General features: G+C 42.5%; 26 protein-coding genes and 1 pseudogene. 22 read left to right on the forward strand and 5 right to left on the reverse strand.

Going from position 1 to position 23,872, the window contains the following annotated elements:
- Window positions 1-215 precede the first annotated feature (215 nt).
- Window positions 216-1,262, reverse strand: coding sequence for a Fic family protein (locus KQI22_RS11380; protein WP_216552432.1), 1,047 nt, complete (start codon window positions 1,260-1,262; stop codon window positions 216-218).
- A 228-nt stretch (window positions 1,263-1,490) separates the two neighbouring features.
- Here KQI22_RS11380 and KQI22_RS11385 point away from each other — a divergent pair, with 228 nt between their 5' ends.
- The 10 genes from KQI22_RS11385 to KQI22_RS11430 all read left to right on the forward strand — a co-directional run bounded on the left by KQI22_RS11385 (window position 1,491) and on the right by KQI22_RS11430 (window position 7,949).
- Entirely contained in the window at window positions 1,491-2,201 is a 711-nt protein-coding gene (locus KQI22_RS11385; protein WP_216552434.1) for a DUF6198 family protein, read from the forward strand.
- A gap of 291 nt (window positions 2,202-2,492) precedes the next feature.
- Entirely contained in the window at window positions 2,493-2,906 is a 414-nt protein-coding gene (locus tag KQI22_RS11390) for a DUF3592 domain-containing protein (RefSeq protein ID WP_216552436.1), read from the forward strand.
- 46 nt (window positions 2,907-2,952) lie between these two features.
- Window positions 2,953-3,300, forward strand: a complete 348-nt coding sequence (locus KQI22_RS11395; RefSeq protein ID WP_216552438.1) for a hypothetical protein — start codon at window positions 2,953-2,955, stop codon at window positions 3,298-3,300.
- 14 nt (window positions 3,301-3,314) lie between these two features.
- Window positions 3,315-3,863 (forward strand): cysteine hydrolase family protein, encoded by a 549-nt coding sequence (locus KQI22_RS11400; protein ID WP_216552440.1) that lies wholly within the window; start codon window positions 3,315-3,317, stop codon window positions 3,861-3,863.
- Between the two features lie 34 nt (window positions 3,864-3,897).
- On the forward strand, window positions 3,898-4,488 hold the full coding sequence (locus KQI22_RS11405; RefSeq protein WP_216552442.1) for a DUF4230 domain-containing protein: 591 nt from the start codon (window positions 3,898-3,900) through the stop codon (window positions 4,486-4,488).
- 12 nt (window positions 4,489-4,500) lie between these two features.
- Window positions 4,501-5,115, forward strand: coding sequence for a DUF4230 domain-containing protein (locus tag KQI22_RS11410; protein ID WP_253293617.1), 615 nt, complete (start codon window positions 4,501-4,503; stop codon window positions 5,113-5,115).
- 128 nt (window positions 5,116-5,243) lie between these two features.
- A complete protein-coding gene (locus KQI22_RS11415) occupies window positions 5,244-6,320 on the forward strand; it encodes an acyltransferase family protein (RefSeq protein ID WP_216552444.1) in 1,077 nt (358 codons plus the stop codon).
- Window positions 6,321-6,322: 2 nt separating this feature from the next.
- Entirely contained in the window at window positions 6,323-6,742 is a 420-nt protein-coding gene (locus tag KQI22_RS11420; protein ID WP_216552446.1) for a helix-turn-helix domain-containing protein, read from the forward strand.
- Window positions 6,743-6,858: 116 nt separating this feature from the next.
- Window positions 6,859-7,410, forward strand: coding sequence for a flavin reductase family protein (locus KQI22_RS11425; protein ID WP_216552448.1), 552 nt, complete (start codon window positions 6,859-6,861; stop codon window positions 7,408-7,410).
- An 11-nt stretch (window positions 7,411-7,421) separates the two neighbouring features.
- Window positions 7,422-7,949 carry a nitroreductase gene (locus KQI22_RS11430; RefSeq protein WP_216552451.1) on the forward strand — a complete coding sequence of 176 codons (528 nt, stop codon included), beginning with the start codon at window positions 7,422-7,424 and terminating at the stop codon, window positions 7,947-7,949.
- 67 nt (window positions 7,950-8,016) lie between these two features.
- On the opposite strand, the gene KQI22_RS11435 is transcribed toward KQI22_RS11430, so the two are convergent.
- On the reverse strand, window positions 8,017-8,367 hold the full coding sequence (locus KQI22_RS11435; protein WP_216552453.1) for a helix-turn-helix domain-containing protein: 351 nt from the start codon (window positions 8,365-8,367) through the stop codon (window positions 8,017-8,019).
- Between the two features lie 219 nt (window positions 8,368-8,586).
- Here KQI22_RS11435 and KQI22_RS11440 point away from each other — a divergent pair, with 219 nt between their 5' ends.
- The gene (locus tag KQI22_RS11440) at window positions 8,587-9,279 is read left to right on the forward strand and encodes a LytR/AlgR family response regulator transcription factor (RefSeq protein WP_216552455.1); all 693 of its coding nucleotides are present in this window, start codon (window positions 8,587-8,589) and stop codon (window positions 9,277-9,279) included.
- A 159-nt stretch (window positions 9,280-9,438) separates the two neighbouring features.
- On the opposite strand, the gene KQI22_RS11445 is transcribed toward KQI22_RS11440, so the two are convergent.
- Both KQI22_RS11445 and KQI22_RS11450 read right to left on the reverse strand, forming a co-directional pair.
- Window positions 9,439-10,023: a ferritin family protein gene (locus tag KQI22_RS11445; RefSeq protein ID WP_216552457.1), complete on the reverse strand. Its 585-nt coding sequence runs from the start codon at window positions 10,021-10,023 to the stop codon at window positions 9,439-9,441.
- Window positions 10,024-10,124: 101 nt separating this feature from the next.
- Entirely contained in the window at window positions 10,125-10,514 is a 390-nt protein-coding gene (locus KQI22_RS11450) for a Fur family transcriptional regulator (RefSeq protein WP_216552459.1), read from the reverse strand.
- A gap of 378 nt (window positions 10,515-10,892) precedes the next feature.
- Here KQI22_RS11450 and KQI22_RS11455 point away from each other — a divergent pair.
- The 11 genes and pseudogenes from KQI22_RS11455 to KQI22_RS11505 all read left to right on the forward strand — a co-directional run.
- Window positions 10,893-11,843: pseudogene (locus KQI22_RS11455) on the forward strand (sensor histidine kinase); the annotation flags it as partial.
- On the forward strand, window positions 11,836-12,525 hold the full coding sequence (locus KQI22_RS11460; protein WP_216552461.1) for a response regulator transcription factor: 690 nt from the start codon (window positions 11,836-11,838) through the stop codon (window positions 12,523-12,525). The pseudogene KQI22_RS11455 and the gene KQI22_RS11460, both read left to right, overlap by 8 nt.
- Window positions 12,526-12,585: 60 nt before the next feature.
- Window positions 12,586-13,281, forward strand: a complete 696-nt coding sequence (locus tag KQI22_RS11465; RefSeq protein WP_216552464.1) for an RluA family pseudouridine synthase — start codon at window positions 12,586-12,588, stop codon at window positions 13,279-13,281.
- A gap of 53 nt (window positions 13,282-13,334) precedes the next feature.
- Window positions 13,335-14,360 (forward strand): AI-2E family transporter, encoded by a 1,026-nt coding sequence (locus KQI22_RS11470; protein ID WP_216552466.1) that lies wholly within the window; start codon window positions 13,335-13,337, stop codon window positions 14,358-14,360.
- Window positions 14,361-14,435: 75 nt separating this feature from the next.
- The gene (locus tag KQI22_RS11475; protein WP_216552468.1) at window positions 14,436-16,985 is read left to right on the forward strand and encodes a hypothetical protein; all 2,550 of its coding nucleotides are present in this window, start codon (window positions 14,436-14,438) and stop codon (window positions 16,983-16,985) included.
- An 11-nt stretch (window positions 16,986-16,996) separates the two neighbouring features.
- The gene (locus KQI22_RS11480; RefSeq protein ID WP_216552470.1) at window positions 16,997-17,872 is read left to right on the forward strand and encodes a carbohydrate ABC transporter permease; all 876 of its coding nucleotides are present in this window, start codon (window positions 16,997-16,999) and stop codon (window positions 17,870-17,872) included.
- Window positions 17,869-18,795, forward strand: coding sequence for a carbohydrate ABC transporter permease (locus KQI22_RS11485; RefSeq protein WP_216552472.1), 927 nt, complete (start codon window positions 17,869-17,871; stop codon window positions 18,793-18,795). Before KQI22_RS11480 ends, KQI22_RS11485 begins: the two co-directional genes overlap by 4 nt.
- A gap of 13 nt (window positions 18,796-18,808) precedes the next feature.
- Window positions 18,809-20,275, forward strand: coding sequence for an efflux RND transporter periplasmic adaptor subunit (locus KQI22_RS11490; protein ID WP_216552474.1), 1,467 nt, complete (start codon window positions 18,809-18,811; stop codon window positions 20,273-20,275).
- Window positions 20,276-20,287: 12 nt separating this feature from the next.
- On the forward strand, window positions 20,288-21,688 hold the full coding sequence (locus tag KQI22_RS11495) for an ABC transporter permease (RefSeq protein WP_216552476.1): 1,401 nt from the start codon (window positions 20,288-20,290) through the stop codon (window positions 21,686-21,688).
- Window positions 21,678-22,163, forward strand: a complete 486-nt coding sequence (locus tag KQI22_RS11500; protein WP_216552478.1) for a hypothetical protein — start codon at window positions 21,678-21,680, stop codon at window positions 22,161-22,163. The genes KQI22_RS11495 and KQI22_RS11500 overlap by 11 nt, the downstream gene beginning before the upstream one ends.
- A gap of 5 nt (window positions 22,164-22,168) precedes the next feature.
- Window positions 22,169-22,870, forward strand: coding sequence for a hypothetical protein (locus KQI22_RS11505; protein WP_216552480.1), 702 nt, complete (start codon window positions 22,169-22,171; stop codon window positions 22,868-22,870).
- Between the two features lie 239 nt (window positions 22,871-23,109).
- Here the strand turns inward: KQI22_RS11505 and KQI22_RS11510 are convergent, their stop codons facing one another.
- Window positions 23,110-23,823, reverse strand: a complete 714-nt coding sequence (locus tag KQI22_RS11510) for a DUF421 domain-containing protein (protein ID WP_216552482.1) — start codon at window positions 23,821-23,823, stop codon at window positions 23,110-23,112.
- Window positions 23,824-23,872 lie beyond the last annotated feature (49 nt).

Genomic DNA, 23,872 nt, shown 5'->3' on the forward strand with positions numbered 1-23,872 from the left:
TTGACATGCAATCATTTCGCTGTTATATATAAAAACAAGGCGGAAAGCTTAATCTCAAGCCTTCCGCCATTCATTATCATAGAAGATCTAAGTATTTACAGAGTTTTCTTCACACACTCAGATTCAGATAATCTGTAAAAATAAATTGAATTTTTACAGCCCCTAAGCTCAAAAAGTTGTTACAATCCTCTTGCTGAAAATATATAAGAAAAGCCTCATTTTAATCTGTAATAACAGGTTCCTTTCCCCTTGCCTTCTTTTTTTATTTCGCCTAATGAAATGAGATCTCTAAATGCTTTTTCTATAGAACTGTTGCTAAGCGTAGGGCAAAGTTCCCGAATATCCTGTTTATTGAAACGACCTATTTTATACATGCTTGCTTGTCTTACCATTTCAAGAGCAGGAAGTTTCGTTTCGACGAGGGAAAAGCGATCCTCAAAATCTTTGTAGGCTGCAAGAATGGTTCCAAGCAAATATTTAATAAAAGGGACTACATCCTCAGTACCCTCATGCCATCCGTGTTGTGCCTGGGAAAGTGCATTATAATACAGATCTTTATTCTTAGCAATTTTTGCTTCCAAGGAAATATATTTTCCAACATAAAAACCATTTCTATACAGAAGTAATGTGGTGAGAAGACGGCTCATTCTGCCATTACCATCATTAAAGGGATGGATACACAAAAAATCATGGATGAAGATAGGAATAACAATGAGTGGTTCTACTTCCATATTTCCAATCACACGATTATACTCATCACAGATTTTATCCAAGGCTTCCGGTGTTTCAAAAGGGGAAAGAGGAGTAAATAATGTTTCTACATGTCCATCCGGATAGGTTGCACTTATATAATTTTGTACACTTTTAGTTTTGCCACCCATAGGATTATTCATATGGCTATATAAAATCTTGTGAAGCTGCAAGATGTAGTTTTGAGAAATAGGAATAGCATCAAAACTTTCGTGAATGATATTAAGCACATCGCGGTAACCGGCAATTTCCTGTTCATTACGATTTTTCGGTGTTGTCTTTTTTTCTACGAGTTGCTTGATACGGGTACTTGTAGTGATAATGCCTTCAATGGCATTAGATGCTTCAGTGCTTTGTATCTTTGCTATTTCTACGAGCTTTTCCAATTCCTGTGGCTTTTGCTTAAGGTACATCTCTTGTTTTCCGGCTTCTTTATATATAGCAGCAATTAATCCAAGAATATCAGAATCCCATTTTTGATTTTTAATTTCAGAATAATTAAAGTTTCTCATTCCCTTACCTCACTTCGATTCCCTTATAATATAGCTCAAAATAAGGGAAAAGGCAATGCATTAAGGGAAAATTCCCTTAATAGTATCTAAGATTAAAGGGAAAATATACAAAGATCAGATAAAATGTAATGTGGCAATAGCAAACACAGTCTTGCTATCCTGAAAAAATGAGACTATAATCTCATCTGGAAAAATTCCAATATTTCATAAGAAAAAGAGGAGAAAAGTATGAAAGACGGTAGACTTGTACTTAGAGGAGAAGCGGCACTTTTGTTTGCTATTATTATAAACAGCATGGGAGTTTTGTTGATGCTCCAGTCCGGTTCGGGCATATCTGCAATATCAAGTGTGCCTTATGCATTTAGTGAGGTATTTCCTAAGCTGACGCTTGGGACATGGACTTATATATTTCAGGGACTTTTGGTAATTACGCTTATGGTTCTTAAGAAAAGATTTGTGCCATCCTACTTATTTAGCTTTGTTGCAGGGTTTATGTTTGGTAAATTAATGGATGTAAATGAATTGTGGATAACAAAATTACCAATGTCAATTCCGCTTAGAATAGCCTATTTTATGGTGAGTTATGTAATACTTTGCTTTGGTATAGCATTGTCAAACCGGTGTAAACTGCCTATTATTCCGACAGATCTGTTCCCAAGAGATCTGGCAGAGATCATCAATAAGCCATATGCAAGAGTAAAGATCACTTTTGATGTAACTTGTCTGCTGGTTACGGCGTGTATGACATATTTTGCACTGGAAAGGATCCTGGGACTTGGAATAGGAACCGTTGTGGCTGCATTTACAATGGGGAAAGGTGTTGCTATTGCAGGAAAGCTTATCGACAAAAAGATGACTTTCGTATCATTTCTTCATAAAGAACCGGATAATGAAGACGCAGTAAGCGTAAAGGTAGGCAAAGCCTTGGCAGCAAAATAAATCAAATTCTAGTATTCGAAATTAGAAGGTTGAAATATACCTTCTTTTTCTTACCCATTTTTAAGCAGGTGGTGCCTAAAAGCACAGGGAAATGTGTGAATAATCAGGAAGGGATTGTTGTATAATTTTGTATTTGATATAATAAAAACACTGATTATTGGGGATATAAGTGGAAAAAGTGGTAGCAAATTCATAGAAATGTCATGCATCAGAGATGCATGATGCAGCTCCAGCTCATCACCGCAGGTGATTTTCATGGCTGGAGTTCCAATATGGAGTGGAGTATAAGGCATGATAGATTTGAAAGGTAAATTGGGAATTCTGCTGTTCACAGTTGTGGGTATAGCTCTTATTGTATTTGGAATAGTGGACGCGGGCATAGGTAGCTGGAAGTATAAGAATTATGACCGGGCTACAGGCGTGGTCACGGATGTAGACAAATATGTGGACGGAGATATGATAGCCAGATATACAAGAACGTATACTTATCAGGTGAATGGTGAGGATTATGAGGTTACAGAGTCATCATCGGATAATACCCCTGGGATTGGAGCAGAAAAGGAAATCTTATATGATCCGGCAGATCCATCATCAGCTGAGATTGCTCAAAATACATCCGAGAATGTGATACTTGTCATTATGGGTATTATATTTCTGGTGATGGCAGTTGTTACAAATAAAAAAATGAAGAGGCAGGAAAAATGAATGGATCGCCGTGATTGAGGCATTTATGTTTTTGAAAGGAGCCCACATGAAATTCACTGGAATCAGAAGAGTATTCTCAACAAAAAACGAAGAACAATACACCACAATTGGGGTCTTTTGGGACGAGCTGTCAGACATATACGGCAGAGAAAATCTGATGGGGCTTGGCTGTAATTGGACGGCTGACTCCATAGAGTATGCGATAGCCCTAAAACAGGGAACGATAACCGGGGCAGATTATGAAATTGATCTGCCGGATGAGTGGACTATAGTCAGAGGCAGGACCAAGCAACTGGGAGAGATCTACAGCCGCATATATGAGGATGGACCGCTGTTATATGAGATTGAAGAATTTGACGAGAAAGGAAACTGCCGGATCAGATACTGCAGATAGAAAAGGAGAACAATATGAGAAAAATACTGATCGTTGTAGACATGCAAAATGATTTTGTGACAGGAGCACTGGGTTCGGAGGACGCACAGAGGATCCTTCCCGGTGTCAGAGCCAAAATAGAAGCATATCATAAAGAAGATGCAGAAGTGATCTTCACCAGAGATACCCATGGGGAAGATTATATGCAGACAAATGAGGGAAAACATCTGCCGGTTCCGCATTGTATGAAAGGAACGGAAGGATGGCAGATCTGCAGTGCGTTAACGGAAGGACTTTGCGCAGAGAAGGACTACACAGTTGTAGATAAACCATCATTTGGCTATACAGGTTGGCTGGATGTGATCGCTGCGCAGGAAGCGGACGGAAGTGATCTGCAGATAGAGCTGATCGGTGTCTGTACAGATATCTGCGTAGCATCAAATGCCCTTATTTTGAAAGCATTTTACCCGGAAGCAACTGTCAGAGTGGATGCAAGCTGTTGTGCAGGGGTAACAAAAGAAGCGCATACTGCAGCACTTCAGACAATGAAATCCTGTCAGGTAGAAGTTACGAATGAAGTATAAACGAACTCTATATAAAAAGAGAGGATAGACAGGCATGAAAAAAGAGCACAAACGAAGAAAAAGGGGCAAAATAGTCGTATTCGCGGTGCTGATCGTGGTAATTCTGGCAGCAGTCGCTATTGTGGTTTCGCGTAATGCAAAGAAGGAAGAACCGGAGATCATCAGTCTGACAACGCTGGAAAAGATGGTTGATGTCAGTGATATGTCTACCTTTGAGGCGATCTATAACGGGATTGCGGAGGTAGAGAATGAAGCAGATCCGGCTCAGATCGACTATTACGTTTCTTATGAAGCGAAGGTAAAAGCGGGCTTTGATTTTGAAAAACTGGATATGCAGGTAGATCATGACCGGAAGGTGATCATGGTGAAAATTCCGGAGATCAAAATCACAGATGTCAATGTGGATATCGGATCGCTTGATTACATATTTGAAAATAAGAAGGCAAATACGGAGAACGTATCTGAGCAGGCATATAAAAAATGCATTGAGGACGTGACAAAGGAAAGTGCTGAAGAAAAAGCAATCTATGAGCTTGCAAAGCAGAATGCAAAAAATACGATGGAAGCCATCATTCAGCCTTTTATGGAGCAGCTTGATGAAGAATATCAGCTGCAGATCGAGTAGGAGGGATGCGGAATGAAAAAAGTGATAAGCACTGTTCTGCTTGTGCTCATGAGCCTTTCTCTTGTTGCATGTGGCAAGAATGAGGATGATAAAAAAGAAATCATACCACAGTCTTCCCAGATGAAATCCATCTGTGAACTGGCTACGATGGATTGTTACTACCATAATGTGGCAAAGTATAATGAGGAAGATGCCTCCGGTATCTGGCTTTGGAAAAAGGACAGAAAGTTCTGGATAGAATATGCCGGTGTTGTTACGGTTGGAATCGATGCCTCGCTGGTCAATATGGAAGTGAAGGATGATACGGTAACCATCACGCTTCCACCTGCCAAAATACTGGGATGTAAGGTGGATGAATCGACACTGACGGAAGATTCCTTTATTATAGCTAAGAACTCTGCCAAAGTAGAAGCCGAGCATCAGACGGCGGCTTTTCAGGAAGCGCAGGATAACATGCGCAAAGAAGCCGAAAAAGATACCGTTCTGCTGGCAAGTGCACAGCAGAGGGCACAGAAATTGTTAGAGGATTATGTGAATAATATCGGTGCATGCACAGGAAAGACCTATACGATCAAGTGGGTTTATCTGGACGGCGCGAAAGAACTGCAGGAGGCAGAGACGGAATAAAAGACAGAGTAGAGCATTTGCCACTTTTTTTAACACGATCACTATGAATCTGTAAAGCAGACTTGCTGGACACCACCTTTGCGTTTTTTTACAATTATGTTAAAAATAATAGCAAAGGTGGTATTTTTATGAGAAAGACATACATTGATAATATCCGGTGGATCACAGTGGTCCTGGTTGTGATCTATCATGTGATTTATATGTTTAACGGAATCGAAACGGCAGGTGTGATCGGACCATTTGCGAAGCAACAGTATCAGGATATCTATCAATACATGGTATATCCCTGGTTTATGCTGCTGTTATTTGTGGTATCCGGTATGTGTGCCCGTTTTTGTCTGGAAGGCCGCTTAGATAAAGAATTTCTGAAAAAAAGAACGCAGAAATTGCTTGTCCCCTCTACAATAGGGTTATTTGTTTTTCAGTGGATACTGGGATATTACAATATGATGATCAGCGGTGTTTTTACAGATACAATGCAGAAAATACCCGGGGTAATCTATTATATGATCATGGCAGTCAGTGGCATTGGACCATTATGGTATTTACAGATGCTATGGCTGTTTTCTGTTATTCTGGTTGTGATACGTAAGCTGGAAAAAGACCGGTTGTACCGGAAATGCGAAAAAGTCCCGGTCTGGCTTCTTCTGTTGTTTACAATTGCTGCATATGGATCTGCGCAGATACTTAACATGCCCATAATCGTTGTATATCGATTCGGTATCTATGGTTTTGGATTTTTTATTGGATATTTTTGCCTGTCACATGACAGTGTTGTGGAAAGATTGCAGAAATACTGGCTGCCACTGGCATTTGCCGCAGTGGTACTTGGGATCCTGTTTGTTGTCAGATATTGGGGAGCTCCCTATGCGGAGCATTCCGTACTGGACAAACCACTTTGCAATGCATTTGCATGGATCAGCGTGCTTGCCATTCTGGCGGGTATGAGCAGGTTTGGCAATTTTAAAAATAGCTTTTCAGATTTTATGCAAAAGGAAGCATGGGGACTTTATATATTCCATTATCTGCCACTGGCAATGTGTGCATATTATCTGCATGCATATGCGAAAAATCTGCCGATTGCTGCAGTTTATATCCTGACCGGGGCTGCAGCTTTTTTGGGTGCGGTGATATTATATCAGATCATAAGCCGTATACCGGTTATTCGCTGGTGTGTTTTGGGAATCAAAAGAAAGGAAAGATAAAAATGCTTGGAGAAAATCTGGTAGAACTTCGAAAATACCACAATATGTCACAGGAAGAGCTGGCAGACAGAATAGGTGTGTCCAGACAGACCTTGTCAAAATATGAAACGGGAGAATCTTTACCGGACATTGAAAAAAGTCAGGCACTTGCGGAAGTGTTTGGTGTATCCCTGGACGATCTTGTCAAATACAAAAAAGAAGAAAATATGGGGCTTGGTGTGCCGCCAAAAGGAAAATATATCTTTGGTATGGTAAAAGTCGGGGAGAAAGGACAGATCGTGATCCCGGCAAAAGCCAGAAAGCTGTTTGATATCAAGCCGGGAGATAATCTGATCGTACTTGGAGATGAAGGGCAGGGAATTGCCATCATCAAAGAAAAAGGGCTGATGGAACTTTTAGGTGCGGCAAGAAAAAGGCAGTAAATGATAAAAGAACCCAAATAGTATTTTGTTCACAAAAAATTGATATTTTCCTTTTATACTTCTATAATAAAGACAGCAGACAACGTCTGTGAAAAGGCAGAAAGGAGTTTTTGAATATGAGCAGAGTTAATTTTGGAGTAAAACCGGAAATGTATCCGATGCCGGTATTGATCATCGGAACGTATGATGAGAATGGGACACCGAATGCCATGAACGCGGCGTGGGGTATCATTACAGATATGAATGAGATTTCTATCAGCATGTCACAGCACAAAACGACAGCAAATCTCGCAAAAACAGGTGCTTTCACCGTGAGCATGGCGACAGAGGACACAGTTGTGGCATGTGATTATGTTGGTGTGGAATCCGCATCCAAAGTGCCGGACAAGTTTGCTAAAGCAGGTTTTCATGCAACAAAAAGCAGTTTTGTCAATGCACCGCTGATCGATGAACTTCCGATGGCATTGGAATGCAAGGTAAAAAGTTTCGAAAACGGTATTTTAGTAGGAGAGATCGTAAATGTCAATGCGGATGCAAGCGTTTTGACAGACGGAAAGATCGATCCGAAGAAACTGAAACCGATCACTTATGATCCGGTCAACAATGCTTATCTCGGACTGGGAGAAAAGGTCGGAAATGCTTTTAAAGACGGACTGAAATTAAAGTAAGGAGAATGACCATGAGCGACGTACTTACAAAAATGAAAACAAGAAGAAGTATCAGAAAATATAAACCGGATGCAGTTCCGCAGGAGCTGCTCGATCAGATCATCGAAGCAGGACTGTATGCAGCAAGCGGAAAAGGACAGCAGGCAGCGATTATTATCCAGGTAACCCAGAAGGAGCTTCGCGATAAAATCGCAGAAATGAATGCAGAGATCGGTGGCTGGGATAAAGGTTTCGATCCGTTTTACGGAGCCCCTGCCATGTTGATCGTACTTGGCAGAAAAGACTGGCCGACCCATGTGTATGATGGCAGCTTAGTGATGGGTAATATGATGCTGGCAGCACACGAGCTGGGACTGGGCAGCTGCTGGATCCATCGTGCAAAGGAAGAATTTGAAACCGAGTGGGGCAAAGAGCTTCTGAAATCTCTTGGTATTGAAGGAGAATATGAAGGTATCGGACATTGTGCACTCGGTTATATAGATGGTGCTTATCCGGCAGAACCTGCCAGAAAAGAAAATAGAGTATACTATATCAAATAAAGAAACTTATTAGAACAATGGCAAAGAAAAAGTCGCCGGATGTTGCAGATGACATCCGGCGACTTGATTATTTCTGGTTTTCAAAAAGACTTTGTGCCCGCTCCTGTAAACGGATCTGATTATCATGATTCAGTCTGCGATAGTAGTCTAAAAGACGATGCTCCTTTGCGGTCAGATGATTGGAGTGTGGCATCGTATTATCCGGCAGATCATAATAATCGGACAGTCCTAATATAAAATCTGTAGTTGTATGCAGCTCACGCGCCATATTGCCGAGCGTTTCTCCCTTGGGTTCATATGTATTTTTTTCATAGCGGGATAATGTGGCAGGTGTCACGTCAATACAGGCTGCAAGATGTTTCTGGGAAATATTTCGTTCCTCTCTTAAGAAGACAATTCTCTCGCCAATTGTGTCCACGATTCATCCTCCTTTTGTCATTTGTAGTAAAAGCCGGTCATATAGTACTGGAAAATTACGGTATTATGCTAATTATGACACAATATATGTTAAATTTGCCAAAACGCACTAAATTGTAACAAAAAGAGTGAAATTGCTATTTTAATATGTTATACTGCCGATGTGAGGGGATAAATTAAGGGATAATCCAATACAAATGAATAAGTGAGGGGTCTTTATATGTATAGAGTGTGCGTTTATGATGGTAAGGCAGCAGAGGATACTCTATTTATAAAAGAGATAGTCATTGATGAGAGGGGAGAAGTACAGGAAATCTCGGAAAGTCAGAATTTCAATGACTATTATGCAAGAATTTCAGAAAAGGAAAAAGAACGTCCGGATATTTTGGTAACAGAGTTAAACCATAATGCACGGGAATTGCAGTTGATCGAGCAGATGTGGAAGATGAATCCGGATCTGCAGACTGTTTATGTAATGGACAAGTCCCATGTGTTGACAAAGCCTGTTTCGCAGAGCGCAGTAGTAGAATGTGTAAATCGGCGGATGATAGAGGATCACAATATGGTATCCTTCCATACGAAAAGGAAGATGCTTGCTGTAAATGCACGGGAAGTTACCCATGTGGAGAGCAAAAAGCATAATGTGCTGATCTATCAGGACGGTATTCCATATAAGTTCCGGTTGAAGATGGATGAATGTCTGGCACAAATGCCGGACTATTTTATTCGAGTACATCAGAGTTATGCAGTCAATTTCTATTATATCGACAGTTTTGAACGGAAAGGAATTATTCTGCGGAGTGGAAATAAAATCATGATAAGCAGGAAGTATTTTACGCAGGCAAAGAAGAAATATGATGAGCTGCTTGCGCAGAAGAAAAAGGACAATGATAAACAGCCGAGCCATTCATAGAAAATGCCATGCTCATTCATAGAATGCTGCGCCGAGCCATTCATAGCCCTGCGGGCTATTCATGTTGGGCTGGCGCCCAATAAGTCTAAAATAAAAAATAGCTGGAAGTGCATAAATGCCCTCCAGCCATTTTTATTTTATCCTTGCTCGGCTTACAGCTTAACCAAAGTATCTATCCAGAAGTCCTTTGAGTGCTTTTCCGTGTCTAGCTTCATCCCTTGCCATTTCATGCACTGTATCATGGATTGCATCCAGGTTGTTTTTCTTAGCGCATTTTGCAAGATCTACCTTACCGGCTGTTGCACCGAATTCGCAGTCAACACGCCATTTGAGGTTGTCCTTTGTTGTAGCCTTCATGTTTGGCTCCAGATCTTCGCCGAGCATTTCAGCGAATTTAGCTGCGTGTTCAGCTTCTTCGTAAGCAGCTTTTTCCCAGTAAAGGCCGATTTCCGGATATCCTTCACGGTGAGCGATTCTTGCCATGCAAAGGTACATACCAACTTCGGAGCATTCTCCTTCAAAGTTTGCTTTTAACTGCTCGAAGATATACTTCTTATCTTCGTCTGAGATTTCAGGGTTGTTCTTTACTGTCTGGCCGTAAACACCATATTCATGTTCTGCAGCGAGTGTCATTTCACCTTCTACTGCTTTGAACTTGTCCGGACCTACATGACATACCGGACATTCTGCCGGAGGATTTTCTCCTTCATAAACATAACCACATACCTGACATACATACTTCATACTTCATTTCTCCTTTTCTTTTTTCATATTTTTCATTTTATTTTATGTTGTTTGAAATATTTCAAACGTGAAACTGTGATTTTGCTCACAGAAGTTACCATTTATTCAGCTTTGACACAGGATGGACAAAGCCCGTAAAAGTGAGTGCAGTGTCCTTTGATCTTCCCTGCAAAATGCGCGCCTGCCAGTTTGTCGATAGAATCGATATCCGGCATTTCCAGATCCAGCACGGCATGGCAGCGTTCACACACAAAATGATAATGTGGTGAGGTATCTGCGTCAAAGTGATCGACGCCGTCGCCCAGATGCAATCTGAGAAGCTGTCCGCGATCGGAAAGCAGTGTCAGATTCCGATAGACGGTGCCAAGACTGATATTGGGGAATTCTTCCCGGATGTTGGCATACACGACATCAGCAGTAGGATGATCTTTACGGGTCATTAAAAACTGTAAGATAGCTTCGCGCTGCCTGCTGTATTTTAATCCAGCCATCTGACTTCTCCTTTCTGTTATCAGAAACAGTAATCGTTACTGTTATTATAATAACAGATAATAAAATTTTGTCAACAGATTTTAATAAAAATTTTCTAAAAAGGATAATATTCCTCGAAACTGCATAGACGACTGAAAATGAACAGGCTATACTATAGGTACAAAGTAGAATTTTGCAGGAGAAAAGCTATGAAAGATAAGATGAAAAATGTATCACTTCGTACAAAACTGATTATGGCGTGTACGGCGATGGTACTGATTCCGCTTGTTTTGACACTGTTATCCTTTTGCCTGCTCCGTCTGTATATGACACATCGTATGGGATCTCAAGCTGCTCTGATTTTTGCCGAGCAGAAGATCAGCCGGACTTTCTTTTTTGATATGTTTATGGCAATTGTCCTGATCATGTTTTTCTCGGTCTATATGTTCAGGGGACTGCTGCACAGATGGTTTGTCAGACCGATCGATGAGCTCAGCGTAGCCATGAAAAACATTGCGGAAGGCAATCTGGAATATCAGCTGAATGTCCAATATACGGGAGAAGTCGGGGAACTGTTTCATAATTATGAAGAGATGCGGCTCCGGTTGAAGGAATCGACGGAAGAGTCCATAGAAAATGAAAAGAAAAATAAGGAACTGATCAGCAATATCACGCATGATCTGAAAACGCCGATCACTTCCATTACCGGATATGTGGAAGGCATTATGGATGGTGTGGCGGATACGCCGGAGAAGATGGATAAATATATCCGTACGATCTATAATAAATCAAACGAGCTGAACCGTCTGATCAATGAGCTGACATTTTATGCGGGAATTGATTGTAACAGAATTCCATATAATTTCAGAAGGATGAACGTGGCGGAATTTTTCCAGGATTGTGTGGAAGAAGTCGGACTGGATCTGGAGTCGAAAGATATTGAACTGAATTTTTACAATCTGGTTTCGCCGGAAACGCAGATCATTGCGGATCCGGAGCAGCTCCGCCGTGTGATCAGTAATATTATAGGAAACAGTGTGAAATATCTGGATAAGGAGCACGGAAAGATTGAGATCCGAATTCTGGATGAAGTGGATGCGATCCGTGTGGAGATTGAAGACAACGGAAAGGGAATAGCAGCAAAAGATCTGGGACACATTTTTGAGCGGTTTTACCGCACGGATTCTTCCCGCAATTCCACAAAGGGCGGAAGTGGTATCGGTCTTTCCATTGTAAAGAAGATCATAGAAGATCACGGCGGTTATATCTGGGCAACCAGCAGGGAAGGAGAAGAAACCTGTATGCATTTCGTGATCAGAAAGTACAAAGAGGTAGAACGTGATGAATAAGATTTTAATTATTGAAGATGAAGAAGCGATCGCAGAGCTGGAAAAGGATTATCTGGAGATCAGCGATTTTGAAGTAACGATTGAAAATGACGGTGAAAAAGGACTGAAAACAGCACTTTCCGGAGACTTTGACCTGATCATCCTTGATCTGATGCTTCCGGGCATTGATGGATATGAGATCTGTAAGCAGATCAGAAACCAGAAAAATATCCCGATCATCATGGTATCGGCAAAGAAGGATGACATTGATAAGATCAGAGGACTGGGACTCGGCGCAGATGATTATATGACAAAACCGTTCAGCCCGAGCGAGCTGGTGGCGCGTGTAAAAGCGCATTTGTCCCGGTATGAAAGACTGATCGGATCCAACCAGAAGCAGAATGACATTGTGGAGATCCGTGGCATTAAGATCGATAAAACAGCAAGAAGAGTGTATGTGGACGGGGAAGAAAAGGTGTTCACGACAAAGGAATTTGATCTTCTGACATTTTTAGCAGAGAATCCGAACCATGTTTTTACCAAAGATGAACTGTTCCGCGAGATCTGGGATATGGATTCGGTCGGAGATATTGCGACCGTTACGGTGCACATCAAGAAGATAAGAGAAAAGATCGAGTACGACACTTCCAAGCCGCAGTACATTGAAACTATTTGGGGTGTTGGATATAGATTTAAAGTATAAATATGAGCACCCCAAATAGTTTCGTGAGATGCGTTGGGGCGTTGGCTACAGGTTTAAGGTATGATGCAGACGATAACAGATAATGATATACAATATGAAGATAAAGATCTGCTGGTTGTTTATAAACCGGCGGGACTGGCGACACAGTCAGCGCGGGTAACAAGCCCGGATCTGGTATCTGCCGTGACGCGGCACTTAAAGGGCGCACCTGTTTATGTGGTGCACAGGCTGGATCAGCCGGTGGAAGGACTGCTCGTGCTGGCAAAGACAAAGCAGGCAGCAGCGGGGCTGAATAAGCAGCTTTTGGCGGGAACGTTGAATAAGCAATATTATGCACTTGTGCATTGGGCAGAAGAGCTTCCTGCGGAAGGCACGCTGGTGGATTATTTATGGAAGAACCCGCAGACGCAGAAGGCGGAAATTGTGGCGCAGGCATCCGGGAAAGGGAAACAGGCAAAGCTGCAGTACCGTCTGCTGACAAAGGAAGCTGACACAGCACTGCTGGATGTGAGAATAGAAACCGGCAGGTTCCATCAGATCAGGGCACAGCTTGCACATGCGGGATTTCCGATACTGGGAGATCAGAAATACGGAACGCAGGCTTCTACGGAGCGCTCTAAGGAACTGGGAATCAAAAATGTCTCGCTTTTTGCCTATGCGCTTGCTTTTACACATCCAAAAACCGGAAAACAAATGGAATTTCAGGTGAATTCTCAAAATCCGGCGATCAGCCATTTATTAACAACTATGAATTAAGAAAAAATGCCCATACTAATCTGGAGGAGAACAGAGCAGGTGGGTGTTTTTTAATGCGTAATATATGGGAAACATATCGAAAACAAATTGAATTTTGTGTGACAGCGGTTCTGTTGTTTATCGTGTTCCGGTATTTGATCGGACTGCTGGCTCCGTTTCTGGTGGCAGCGCTCCTGATGGCGGTTTATGAAAAACCGGTCTGTTATCTGAAGCACAGGACGGGGATCTGCAGCCAGCTCTGGACTGCAGGCATGCTTCTTCTGACAGTGCTGTTTCTGGTATTGTTTTTCTGGCTGTTCGGCAGAAAAATACTGGCCTATGGGATGTTGTTCTGGGAGCGGCGGCTGGAATATCAGGAAACACTTCTGTGTACGGTCAGGGATTGCTGTGGTTATATCGAGACCGGAATGCATCTGGAAAAAGGAATGCTCTGGCAGAAGCTGCAGCAGGGCAGCATGACAGTCTGTAATAAGCTGTTTGCCATGGCTTACCGCAATTCCTACCAGTATTTCACGGGCGTGGTGCAGGCAGGGGCTTTTTTACTGATCACGGTAATTGCTACCTTATTATATGCAAAAGAATGGGAGCATCTGCAAAAATGGAGAGAAGAGGAAGACCGGAAAAGCAGAGTATGGCAGGTGATCGATGAAATTCTGCGCTATCTTCGTGTAAGCCTGCTGGCACAGGGAAAGATCATGACGGTAATCGCACTTTTGTGTCTGCTGGGATTCCGGATCGCAGGGCTTTCCAATGCACCGGGGCTTGCTGTGCTGACGGCATTTCTGGATGTCCTTCCTTTTATCGGAACAGGGATCGTGATCCTGCCTGTGGCAATCTGGCATTTTTTAAAGCGGAATGTGTTCTCGGGTATTGTGCTTTTGCTTACTTACGCGGCGGCTGTATTTGCAAGAGAGTATCTGGAACCGAAGCTGATCAGTCACAAAATGGGAGTATCGCCGATCCTGACGCTGCTTGGGATCTATGCGGGCGTCAAAGTATTTGGATTTGCGGGAATATTGTTGGGGCCTTTGTATGTGATCATTTTAGCACAATGGCTCCGAATATTTCGCAAATCTTAAGAATACTTTTGTGGAAAGATAGGGAGTTATAGCATATAATCAAACTTAGAAAAACTGGGAAAGGAAAGTCTGAGTATGAAAAGAAAAGGAATAATCGCAAAAGGACTTGCCGGTGTGCTTGCCATATCGATGCTTTTAACCGGATGTGGCGGAAAATCTGGCAAGGACAACAAAGATATGAAAGATCTGGTTTATAAATCAGAGAAATTAAGCTGCACAGACGATATCAAGGGAGATATCAGCAGTTTTACCGTTGCGGGAGATAAGATTTATATCTACACAACGGAATGGATTCCGGGTCCGGGCAATATGGATGATACGGAAGCAGAAGACGGAGAGTCAGTAGTAGCAGAAGATGAGGAAGGCGAAGATGTAGTAGCAAAAGATAAGGAAGGTGCTACTGACGGAGATGTTGCGACTCTGACAACAGAAGACGCTGCAGTGGACGGTGATGAGCAGACTGACAGCACAGACGGAACAAATGCCATCTCCGAAGAAGGAGAAGAAAAGCCGGTCGATGATGCGGAAGCTGCAGATGCAGCAACAGACGGTGCGGATGCGGAGACCGGTGACACAACGGACGCTACAGATTCTGTACCGGACGATTACTATGGTACAACCAATCAGTACTTCTACACCTGTAAAGCAGACGGATCTGATCTGCAGGAGATCCAGATGGATGTGGCACAGGATGAAAATAACTGGCTGAACTACTTTGCGGCAACAGATGACGGCGCTTTATATATGTTGTACAGCGGATATGATGACAAAACAGAGCAGTCTACATATCTGATCAAGGTTCTGGATGCCAGCGGAAGCCAGACAGGAGAGATCAATTTAAGCGGTATTCTGGATGAAAACGATTATGTACAGTCCCTGAGACTGGATAAAGATGCCAATATCTATCTGCTTGGTGACCAGTCTGTTTACGTTTTGGATAAGGATGGCAATAAGATCGCACAGATCAAGGCAGATAATTCAGGCAACAGCTATCTGATGGCAATGGCAAGAACAGGTGATGGACAGATCATCGTTGCAATGAACGGTCAGGATGGCATGCAGGTACAGACGGTCGATCTGGCAAAGAAAGCATTTGGCGAAACATACGATGTTGCTATTTCCGGTTATGGAAGCAATTCCCTGATCGATGGCGCGGACTACAGCTTCTATTTCAGTGATGGCAGCAGCTTATACGGTTATGATACACAGACAAAGCAGTCAAAAGAGATCTTAAACTGGATCAGCAGTAACATCAATACAAGTTATGTGGGAGATACAAGAGCACTCAAGGGCGGTCAGTTTATTACAAATTATTCCGATTACAGCTCAGACGACGGCGCAGACAGCGGATTATATATCTTTACCAAGGTAGATCCGAGTGAAGTGGCAGATAAAGTAACGATCACATACGCAGGTACTTATGTGGATGACAGCATCAAGTCACAGGCTGTGAAATTTAATAAGAGTCAGGATAAATATCAGATCATGGTAAAGGATTATTCTTCTTACGATGATCCTACTACACAGATGAACAACGATCTCCTTGCGGGAGATATTCCGGATATCATTGATCTTTCCAGCATTTCCGCAGAGAAATATATCTCAAAGGGTATGCTGCTGGATCTGTATACCATGATGGATAAAGATCCGGATATCAAAAAGGATGATTTTATCGACAATGTTTTAAAAGTGATGGAGACAGACGGTAAGCTGTATCATATCACACCTACCTTCGGTGTAAATGTGCTGATCGGCAAAACATCCGATATCGGTGGCAGAGATAAATTCACCGTACAGGATCTGATCGATCTGGAGCAGTCAAAGGGTGGCGATACAAAAGCATTTTACATGAGATCCAACTCCAGCGTGCTGAATATGATCTGTACAGCAAACTATGAAGATTATATTGACTGGAACACAGGAAAATGCAGCTTTAACAGTGATGAATTCATTAAACTGTTAGAGTATGCAAATACTTATCCGAAGGATGAGGATATCAACTGGGATGAAGATTACGAAAGCCTGCCGACACAGATCCGTAACGGTAAAGTAATCTTTGCCGATATTTACAGTCTGGGCATGGAAGAGATCGAACTTTACAATGAAATGTTCCAGGATGACATCAGCTTTATCGGATATCCTTCCGACAAATCAGTCGGTGCATCTGCAAGTATGAATATGGATCTTGGTATTTATGCAAAGTCCAAAAATGTAGACGGCGCATGGGAGTTCTTAAAGACATTCCTGACAAAGGATTACACCTGCAACAATAACAGCATTTATTACAGCGGATTCCCGCTCCGTAAAGATGCGCTTGAATATCAGATCAAGAGATATTCCGCAACAGAGAAATATACGGATGAATATGGAAATGAGATAGAGCCATACCAGTCATCCTGGGGCTATGATGATCTTGATGTTGAGATCGGACCGCTTTCTGAGGATCAGGTCAACAAACTTCGTGAAGTCATTGCATCTGTAGATCATCTGTATGTATACAATGACGATATCATGACGATCATTGCTGACGAAACAGGCGCTTATTTCAGCGGACAGAAGTCAGCAAAAGATGTTGCAGATATCGTACAGAACCGTGTTTCTAACTATGTAAATGAAAACAGATAGAAAGGTTAAACATGAAGAAGAAGCATAAAAAATGGAAGGAAAAGAAATGGGAACTCGGATTTCTGCTCCCGTCCCTGATCGGTGTCAGCATTTTCTTCGTCGTACCGTTTGGTGTGGTTTTCTATTATTCCATGGTAGACAGTCCGATCGATCCGAGATTTGTATTCCTTCAGAATTTTGTGAATCTGTTTCATAATTCTGCCTTTTTACAGGCAGCAAAAAATACGGCTGTATTCAGCCTGACGGCAGTACCCTTAGCGGTACTGCTGTCGCTGGGTATGGCGATCATTCTGGAACAGAATATTCCACTGAGAAGTACATTCCGCACTTTTTTCTTAACACCGCTTATGGTACCGACGGCTTCTATCGTCCTGATCTGGCAGGTGTTTTTTCATTATAATGGTGCGATCAACCAGTTTCTGGTCAATCTGGGTGCAGATAAGATCGACTGGTTTAAGTCATCTTTTTCACAGGTCATTGTATTGCTTTTGTTCTTATGGAAGAATCTGGGCTACAATATGATCCTGTTTATGGCAGCACTGAATGATATCCCGCGGGAATATATAGAAGTTGCGGATCTGGACGGCGCAAGCGCATGGCAGAAATTTATTTATATCAAGATCAGATATCTTTCCCCGACGATCCTGTTTGTGGCGATCATGTCACTGATCAATTCCTTCAAGGTATTCAGGGAAGTATATCTGCTGACAGGCGATTATCCGTATGATACACTGTATATGTTGCAGCATTTCATGAATAATACCTTTAAATCACTGGATTATCAGAAGCTTTCAGCAGCTGCGATCATCATGTGCTCTGTCATGGTTGTTATCATAGGCCTTCTCTTTGTGGTCGAAAATCACTTTGGAAAGGATGTGGAAGGATGAAAAGCAGACGAAAGCAGAAATGCACAAAGGTTGTATTGTTTATCATAGCGTTTTTCTTTGCAACCTCATTTTTAATGCCGATCGTCCTGACGGTCGCAAACTCATTTATGCAGGAGAGTGAGATCTCTTCCAACTATGGTGCAGTATTTGACAGTTATACCGATGATTCCAACAGTTATTACGGAAATCAGCAGTCGCAGACACAGTCCTCTTATACATCGGAGGCGGCGAATCTGAAATTTATTCCGGATATGGTAACTTTTAAGCAGTATTACACAGTGCTCTTACAGAGTCCGGATTATCTGCTGAAATTTTGGAATTCGGTCATACTGGTTGTTCCGATCGTTGTATTTCAGATCTTTATTGCATTGGGAGCGGCGTATAGTTTTTCGCGGTTCCGGGGACGAAAAAAGGAAATTATCTTCTTTTTATATATTATACTGATGCTGATGCCATATCAGGTCAGCCTTGTACCGAACTTCCTTGTCAGCAAATGGCTGGGGATCTTAAATACCAGAGCAGCGATCATATTACCGGGTATTTTTTCAACCTTCAGTGTGTTTTTGCTGACAAAGTATATGAGACGTATTCCGAAATCACTGATTGAAGCCGCTGAGTTGGATGGTGCCTCAGAGTGGCAGATTTTCACAAAAGTCTGCATTCCGCTATGTAAAAGCGCGATCGCAAGTACAGCGATCCTGGTATTCATTGATTATTGGAATATGGTAGAACAGCCGCTTATCCTGTTGTCTGACAGCGATAAATATCCACTGTCGATCTTCCTGTCAGAGATCAATAAGGGTGAAGTCGGACTGGCATTTGCAGTTGCGGTTATTTACATGGTACCAACCATACTGATCTATCTGTATGGGGAAGAATACCTGATTGAAGGAATTTCCTACTCCGGCGGAGTGAAGGGATAGAAAGGATAAGAAAGTGAACGAAAAAAAACAGACCAACAAAAAAGATAGAATTAAAAATATTGCGATCGTCTTTCTGGTGATCATGTTACTTTTGACGTTTTTCTCCAATACGATCATGAATTATTCCCTGCCTGAGGTCTCTACGGCTTATGCACAGAGCGGAAATGTGACCGCAAAGGTCAGAGGAACGGGAACGGTAGAAACGGCAGAAGATTACGATGTCAAGGTGACGGAAAATCATGTGGTTGGCAGTGTCAAGATCAAGGTGGGTGATGAAGTTTCGGCAGATCAGGTATTATTTGAACTGGATGGAACAGGCACAACCGACGAATCTGCACTGAAGGAAGCACAGGATACGCTGGACAGTCTGGAGCTTGATTACAGCAAGGCACTTCTTGCTGCAGCACCGAACTACGCACTTGACAATCTGGATATCAAATCTGCAAGGGAAGAGCTCAGTGATGCGGTTGCAAATCAGACAAAGGCAGCAGCCAGAGCATCTCTCGTGGAACAGCAGGCAGCAGCACAGAAAAAGGTCAATGATCTGCAGGCTGATGTTGATTATATTCAGGCACAGATCGATTCTTCCGTATCCGGAAACAGTGTGAGCAAATACAATAAGAAATTAAAAGAGAAAAAGAAAGCACTGGCAGATGCAAATGCCACACTGGCACAGATCACCTCAGATCTGGAAGGTACACCGACCGTGGATGATGCCAATGCAGCAGTCCGTGAAAAACAGAAAGCACTGGATACGCTGATCCTGACACTTGCAAATAAGCAGACGGATGATAAGGTAACACAGGGACAGGCAGCGCTTGATCTGAAAGCTTCCAAGAAAAAGGTGGACGATCAGAGAGAAGTTGTGGAAAAACTGAAAAACGGCGGACAGGAATCAGAGATCAAAGCGAAAAATGCGGGTGTTGTAAAATCCGTCAATTGTATCGCAGGTGATACGGTAACACCGGACAGTGCACTTGCTTCTATAGCAGTAACCGGAAACGGATACAGTGTCAGCTTTTCCGTGACAAAAGAACAGGCAAAGCTCGTGAAAGCAGGACAGGAAGCAGAGATCCAGAATATCTGGGGAACAGATATGAAAGCAACACTGGATTCCATTAAGGCAGATGTAGATAATCCCGATAAAAATAAGATCCTGACATTTAAGATCACTGGAGAAGATGTGACAGTTGGACAGTCTTTGAGTCTTTCTGTCGGTGAAAAGAGCTCCCAGTATGATGTGATTGTACCAAACAGTGCAATCCGCGAGGACAACAACGGAAAATTTGTGCTGGTTGTTAATGTAAAGAGCAGTCCACTCGGTAACCGCTATGTTTTATCCAGAGCAGATGTGGAAGTAATGGCAAGTGACGATACCAACTCTGCTGTCAGTGGGGGACTGTTTGGATACGAGTATGTTGTAACAAACTCTACAAAACCATTAGAGGCCGGTATGAAGGTACGTCTGGCAGATCAATAGGAGGAACCGGATATGAAAGTATTAATCTGGTGCAGAGACCATATCAGATTTCTGGCATGTCTCCTGTTTTGTCTGCTGGCAGCGCTTATTTTGACGATTGCGGAGAATCAACTGGTTGGGAAGCAGTATTCCCAGCAGGAGGCAGAGCGCTGGGCGGCCAATGATATCAGATACCATCAGGTCAGTGCATTTATGCAAAGTGACAGCCAGATCACAAAGGATATGATCTCGGAGGTACGAAGCACGCTGCAGTCAAAGCTGACAGATGCCTCTATTACGGAAGAATCTGTTACAGGAAGGCTTTGGATCGATGCTTATGCTGCCATGCATGACAGTTCCATCAGTAAACTGACGGATATAGGAAGTGCTTCCGTGGATAGTGTACAGATCATAGGTGTTGGTGGTGACTTCTTTCAGTTTCATTTGTTTGATATGATCTCGGGCAGTGTTTTCTCTGAAAATGATATCTCAAAGGACAGAGTTGTGCTGGATGAAAATACAGCATGGACACTGTTTGGAGCATATGATATTGCAGGCAAAACGGTAACGATCGAAGGCAGGCAGTTTGTGATTGCCGGCGTCTATAAGCCATCTGAAAATAAATATGAAAAGTATGCACGTGGAAACCAGTCTTATCTATTCATGGATTTTAATACGTTTCAGTCTCTTTTTGACGGAACAGGTATTACAGTATATGAAGCGGTTCTGCCGAATCCGGTAAAGGGATTTGCGTTAACCGCGTTAAAAACAGCGTTTGGCGAGGATGAAGAGACCACACTCTCTGATTCGGCAGTCAGTTTTTCGGATAAAGAATATGTTGATAATACTGACCGCTTCTCAAAGCTGCAATTATATAAAAAGATCTGGAATCTGCCAAAGCTGATGATGCGCGGCAATGCAGTTGCATATCCTTATTGGGAAAATGCAGAACGCAGTATTGAAATGAAAGCAGCGTTTTTACTTGCGTTGCGGACACTGTTTCTTGCATTTCCGGTGATTTCATTTGCAATATGGCTTGTGTTGACCGTAAAAAGGGAATATCATAAGTGGAAAGCATTTGTCAAAGGTACGATTGAAAAAGCAATCGACAGACGATATGCAAAAGCAGCAGCAAAGCGCGCAGAAAAAGAAGGCGTGGATCGGGCACAGATCGTGATCGATGCACTTTCGGACGAAAAAGAAAAGCCCACGGAGCCTGTGCAGACGGAAAATCTTCCGGATGAGGAAAAGCAGGAAGAACCTGCTTTGTCGGAAGAAGAACTGATGGAGAAGATTGTCCGGGAAGCAAAGATTTCCTGGAAGAAGAGAAAAGAGCAGGAAGAACTCATGGAAATCCGGCGTCAAGAACAGATCGAAGCCAGAAGGAAAGAGCGCGAAGCTGAGGAAGAGCAGGAAAGTAAGGATGAAATTTAAGGCAGTGAATGAACTGGAGCATTTCAGCTTCAGAGATGCGCAGATTGAAAAAGCAGAATGGACAGGAGATGCACTCCGGTTTGAGCTGGAGGCAGTGATCGTAAAAGCAAATAATTCCCAGAACGGTAATTATACGGACAGTTATGCGGGAACAACGCAGATGGAGCTGAAAAACGCAGAGATTCAGAAAGCAGTGAAGGAAGGCTATAAGTATTATGATGCCAATGATGTACTGCGGGAGGAAAAACCGGATGAGCCGCTTTCTGAGGAAGAGCTTACAGCGCTTTTGCAGGGAAGCAAGGGCTATTATCTGTTTGATGTGGTAAAAGTAGAAGATGTATACAATACAACAGGACGTTTCTTATATCTGGTCGGGATCGATGCAGATGAGGAAACCTCCTACTGGTTACAGATCGCATTTGACAGTTCTGAGCTTGGCTGGGATAAATACATGAACCGTGTACAGAACGGATAAATGACATGAAGAAAACGGATAAAAAGGTGCTTTTTGGATTTCTGCTATTATTTGGACTGATTCTTGTTCTGGCTGTGCTTTCGGTCTGGGGCAGACACAGAGATACTTTTGATTACGAAGCGCATCTGGATGAGACAGTCTTTTCGGTAGACGAAACAGATGTCACGCTCCGTGAATTTGGATATTACATCTATGAAGTGGAAGCGTATGTGGATCAGCAGGCAAAAGCTTATGATTCCGGGAGCCCGCAAAGCTACTGGAATGTACATTTTTCTGCAGGAAAAAAGAGCAGATTTTTAAAAGACATGGCAAAGGATACAGCGGTCAATACATGTCTGGCTGAGATCATCTATGCGGATATGGCGAAACAGGATGGCTATGAACTGACTGCTGAGGAAAAAGATACAGCAACGGAGCAGGCTGCAACACTGTTGTCCGATATGACGAAAGCGCAGATCGAGAAGACCGGTCTGACGCAGGAGCTTGTACAGAAGATTGAGCTGCGGAAGGCACTTGCTGCCGGATATGCGCAGGATTATGTGCAAAAAGTTGACCTGCAGGGCTATGAAGGAGCTCCTTCGGAACTGATCTCCGGAAACGGTGCCTACTTCCAAAAAGAAATTTTGCCAAAACATCATGTCGTTTTTGCCAAAAAGTTATTAAATGAACTTTATTTTGGCAAAATAACCGTAAATTCGGGAAAATAGAACTTAAAAATGACTTGAAATTTTTTGAGAATTTCTCAAAAAAAGACTGTACAAAATAGGCATTTTGATATATAATAAATGATGCAAAGGGAAATAGTATTTCTAATGCAAACTTACAATCAGATAATAAACAGCAATGTTTATTATAAATATGAGAAGTTTTACTTCTCAGATTATCCCCTCATAATCCGTTAGCCAATCCCCTCGGCTAACGGATTTCCCCTTTTATAGGATCTTTTTCAGATCAGGATATCCGCTTCCTGTCTGTCTGTTTTCTGATAGCCATAAATGGTCAGTTTCCCCTGATTATCACATAGTGCAAGCAAAATATCTTTATAATCGTGAAAGCCCTGATTGTGGATTCTACGCGAAAGCCATATCTCATCTTTGCCGCTGTGCTTCAAGTTATGCGGCAGGAGTTTTCCGTCCATAATGAGGACGGCAGATAACAGAGTCTGTTCCGGCGCTAGTGCAAGATCGCCTGGTGTCACAGGTCTGCTGGATGCCTTGGGCAGAAAACTCAGTTTGCCGCTTGGTTCCATCATAATGACTTCCAGCGTGGAAAGCTCAAAATAACCGCTCAGTCTGGCAAGTGTCAGGAGCTCTGACAGGTCTAATCTTGCCTTTTTCAGATTTTTTTCGAAGATCTGCCCGTGGGAGTACAATGTGATCGGTTTTCCTGTAATGAATCGCCTGAGCTTGATGCTCTTACCTGTGGCAAAGGATAAGAAAATGCCACAGAATCCATAGACGACCATGGCGGTAAAAGGCTGCCAGAAGTTCTGTTCCAGCGAGGTTGCCATTTCCGCGGCAATCGAACCGATCGTAATACCATTGATATAATCAAACATACTCATTTCCGACATCTGCCGGTAGCCCATGAGTTTTGTCAGAATAAAAAGAGTTATGATTGATCCGAAAGACAATAAAATAATATAAATAATTTCCTGCATAAAATCCGCTCCTTTTATATAGTCTGTTTTAGTCTGTGCAGGAAATATG

Source organism: Kineothrix sp. MSJ-39, assembly GCF_018917935.1.
Classification (GTDB): domain Bacteria; phylum Bacillota; class Clostridia; order Lachnospirales; family Lachnospiraceae; genus CAG-194.

Excerpts from the sequence above, each read along its gene's own strand:
- KQI22_RS11380 (WP_216552432.1), bottom strand. The coding sequence starts at position 1,262 with ATGAGAAACTTTAATTATTCTGAAATTAAAAATCAAAAATGGGATTCT.
- KQI22_RS11385 (WP_216552434.1), top strand. The coding sequence starts at position 1,491 with ATGAAAGACGGTAGACTTGTACTTAGAGGAGAAGCGGCACTTTTGTTT.
- KQI22_RS11390 (WP_216552436.1), top strand. The coding sequence starts at position 2,493 with ATGATAGATTTGAAAGGTAAATTGGGAATTCTGCTGTTCACAGTTGTG.
- KQI22_RS11395 (WP_216552438.1), top strand. The coding sequence starts at position 2,953 with ATGAAATTCACTGGAATCAGAAGAGTATTCTCAACAAAAAACGAAGAA.
- KQI22_RS11400 (WP_216552440.1), top strand. The coding sequence starts at position 3,315 with ATGAGAAAAATACTGATCGTTGTAGACATGCAAAATGATTTTGTGACA.
- KQI22_RS11405 (WP_216552442.1), top strand. The coding sequence starts at position 3,898 with ATGAAAAAAGAGCACAAACGAAGAAAAAGGGGCAAAATAGTCGTATTC.
- KQI22_RS11410 (WP_253293617.1), top strand. The coding sequence starts at position 4,501 with ATGAAAAAAGTGATAAGCACTGTTCTGCTTGTGCTCATGAGCCTTTCT.
- KQI22_RS11415 (WP_216552444.1), top strand. The coding sequence starts at position 5,244 with ATGAGAAAGACATACATTGATAATATCCGGTGGATCACAGTGGTCCTG.
- KQI22_RS11420 (WP_216552446.1), top strand. The coding sequence starts at position 6,323 with ATGCTTGGAGAAAATCTGGTAGAACTTCGAAAATACCACAATATGTCA.
- KQI22_RS11425 (WP_216552448.1), top strand. The coding sequence starts at position 6,859 with ATGAGCAGAGTTAATTTTGGAGTAAAACCGGAAATGTATCCGATGCCG.
- KQI22_RS11430 (WP_216552451.1), top strand. The coding sequence starts at position 7,422 with ATGAGCGACGTACTTACAAAAATGAAAACAAGAAGAAGTATCAGAAAA.
- KQI22_RS11440 (WP_216552455.1), top strand. The coding sequence starts at position 8,587 with ATGTATAGAGTGTGCGTTTATGATGGTAAGGCAGCAGAGGATACTCTA.
- KQI22_RS11445 (WP_216552457.1), bottom strand. The coding sequence starts at position 10,023 with ATGAAGTATGTATGTCAGGTATGTGGTTATGTTTATGAAGGAGAAAAT.
- KQI22_RS11450 (WP_216552459.1), bottom strand. The coding sequence starts at position 10,514 with ATGGCTGGATTAAAATACAGCAGGCAGCGCGAAGCTATCTTACAGTTT.
- KQI22_RS11460 (WP_216552461.1), top strand. The coding sequence starts at position 11,836 with ATGAATAAGATTTTAATTATTGAAGATGAAGAAGCGATCGCAGAGCTG.
- KQI22_RS11465 (WP_216552464.1), top strand. The coding sequence starts at position 12,586 with ATGATGCAGACGATAACAGATAATGATATACAATATGAAGATAAAGAT.
- KQI22_RS11470 (WP_216552466.1), top strand. The coding sequence starts at position 13,335 with ATGCGTAATATATGGGAAACATATCGAAAACAAATTGAATTTTGTGTG.
- KQI22_RS11475 (WP_216552468.1), top strand. The coding sequence starts at position 14,436 with ATGAAAAGAAAAGGAATAATCGCAAAAGGACTTGCCGGTGTGCTTGCC.
- KQI22_RS11480 (WP_216552470.1), top strand. The coding sequence starts at position 16,997 with ATGAAGAAGAAGCATAAAAAATGGAAGGAAAAGAAATGGGAACTCGGA.
- KQI22_RS11485 (WP_216552472.1), top strand. The coding sequence starts at position 17,869 with ATGAAAAGCAGACGAAAGCAGAAATGCACAAAGGTTGTATTGTTTATC.
- KQI22_RS11495 (WP_216552476.1), top strand. The coding sequence starts at position 20,288 with ATGAAAGTATTAATCTGGTGCAGAGACCATATCAGATTTCTGGCATGT.
- KQI22_RS11500 (WP_216552478.1), top strand. The coding sequence starts at position 21,678 with ATGAAATTTAAGGCAGTGAATGAACTGGAGCATTTCAGCTTCAGAGAT.
- KQI22_RS11505 (WP_216552480.1), top strand. The coding sequence starts at position 22,169 with ATGAAGAAAACGGATAAAAAGGTGCTTTTTGGATTTCTGCTATTATTT.
- KQI22_RS11510 (WP_216552482.1), bottom strand. The coding sequence starts at position 23,823 with ATGCAGGAAATTATTTATATTATTTTATTGTCTTTCGGATCAATCATA.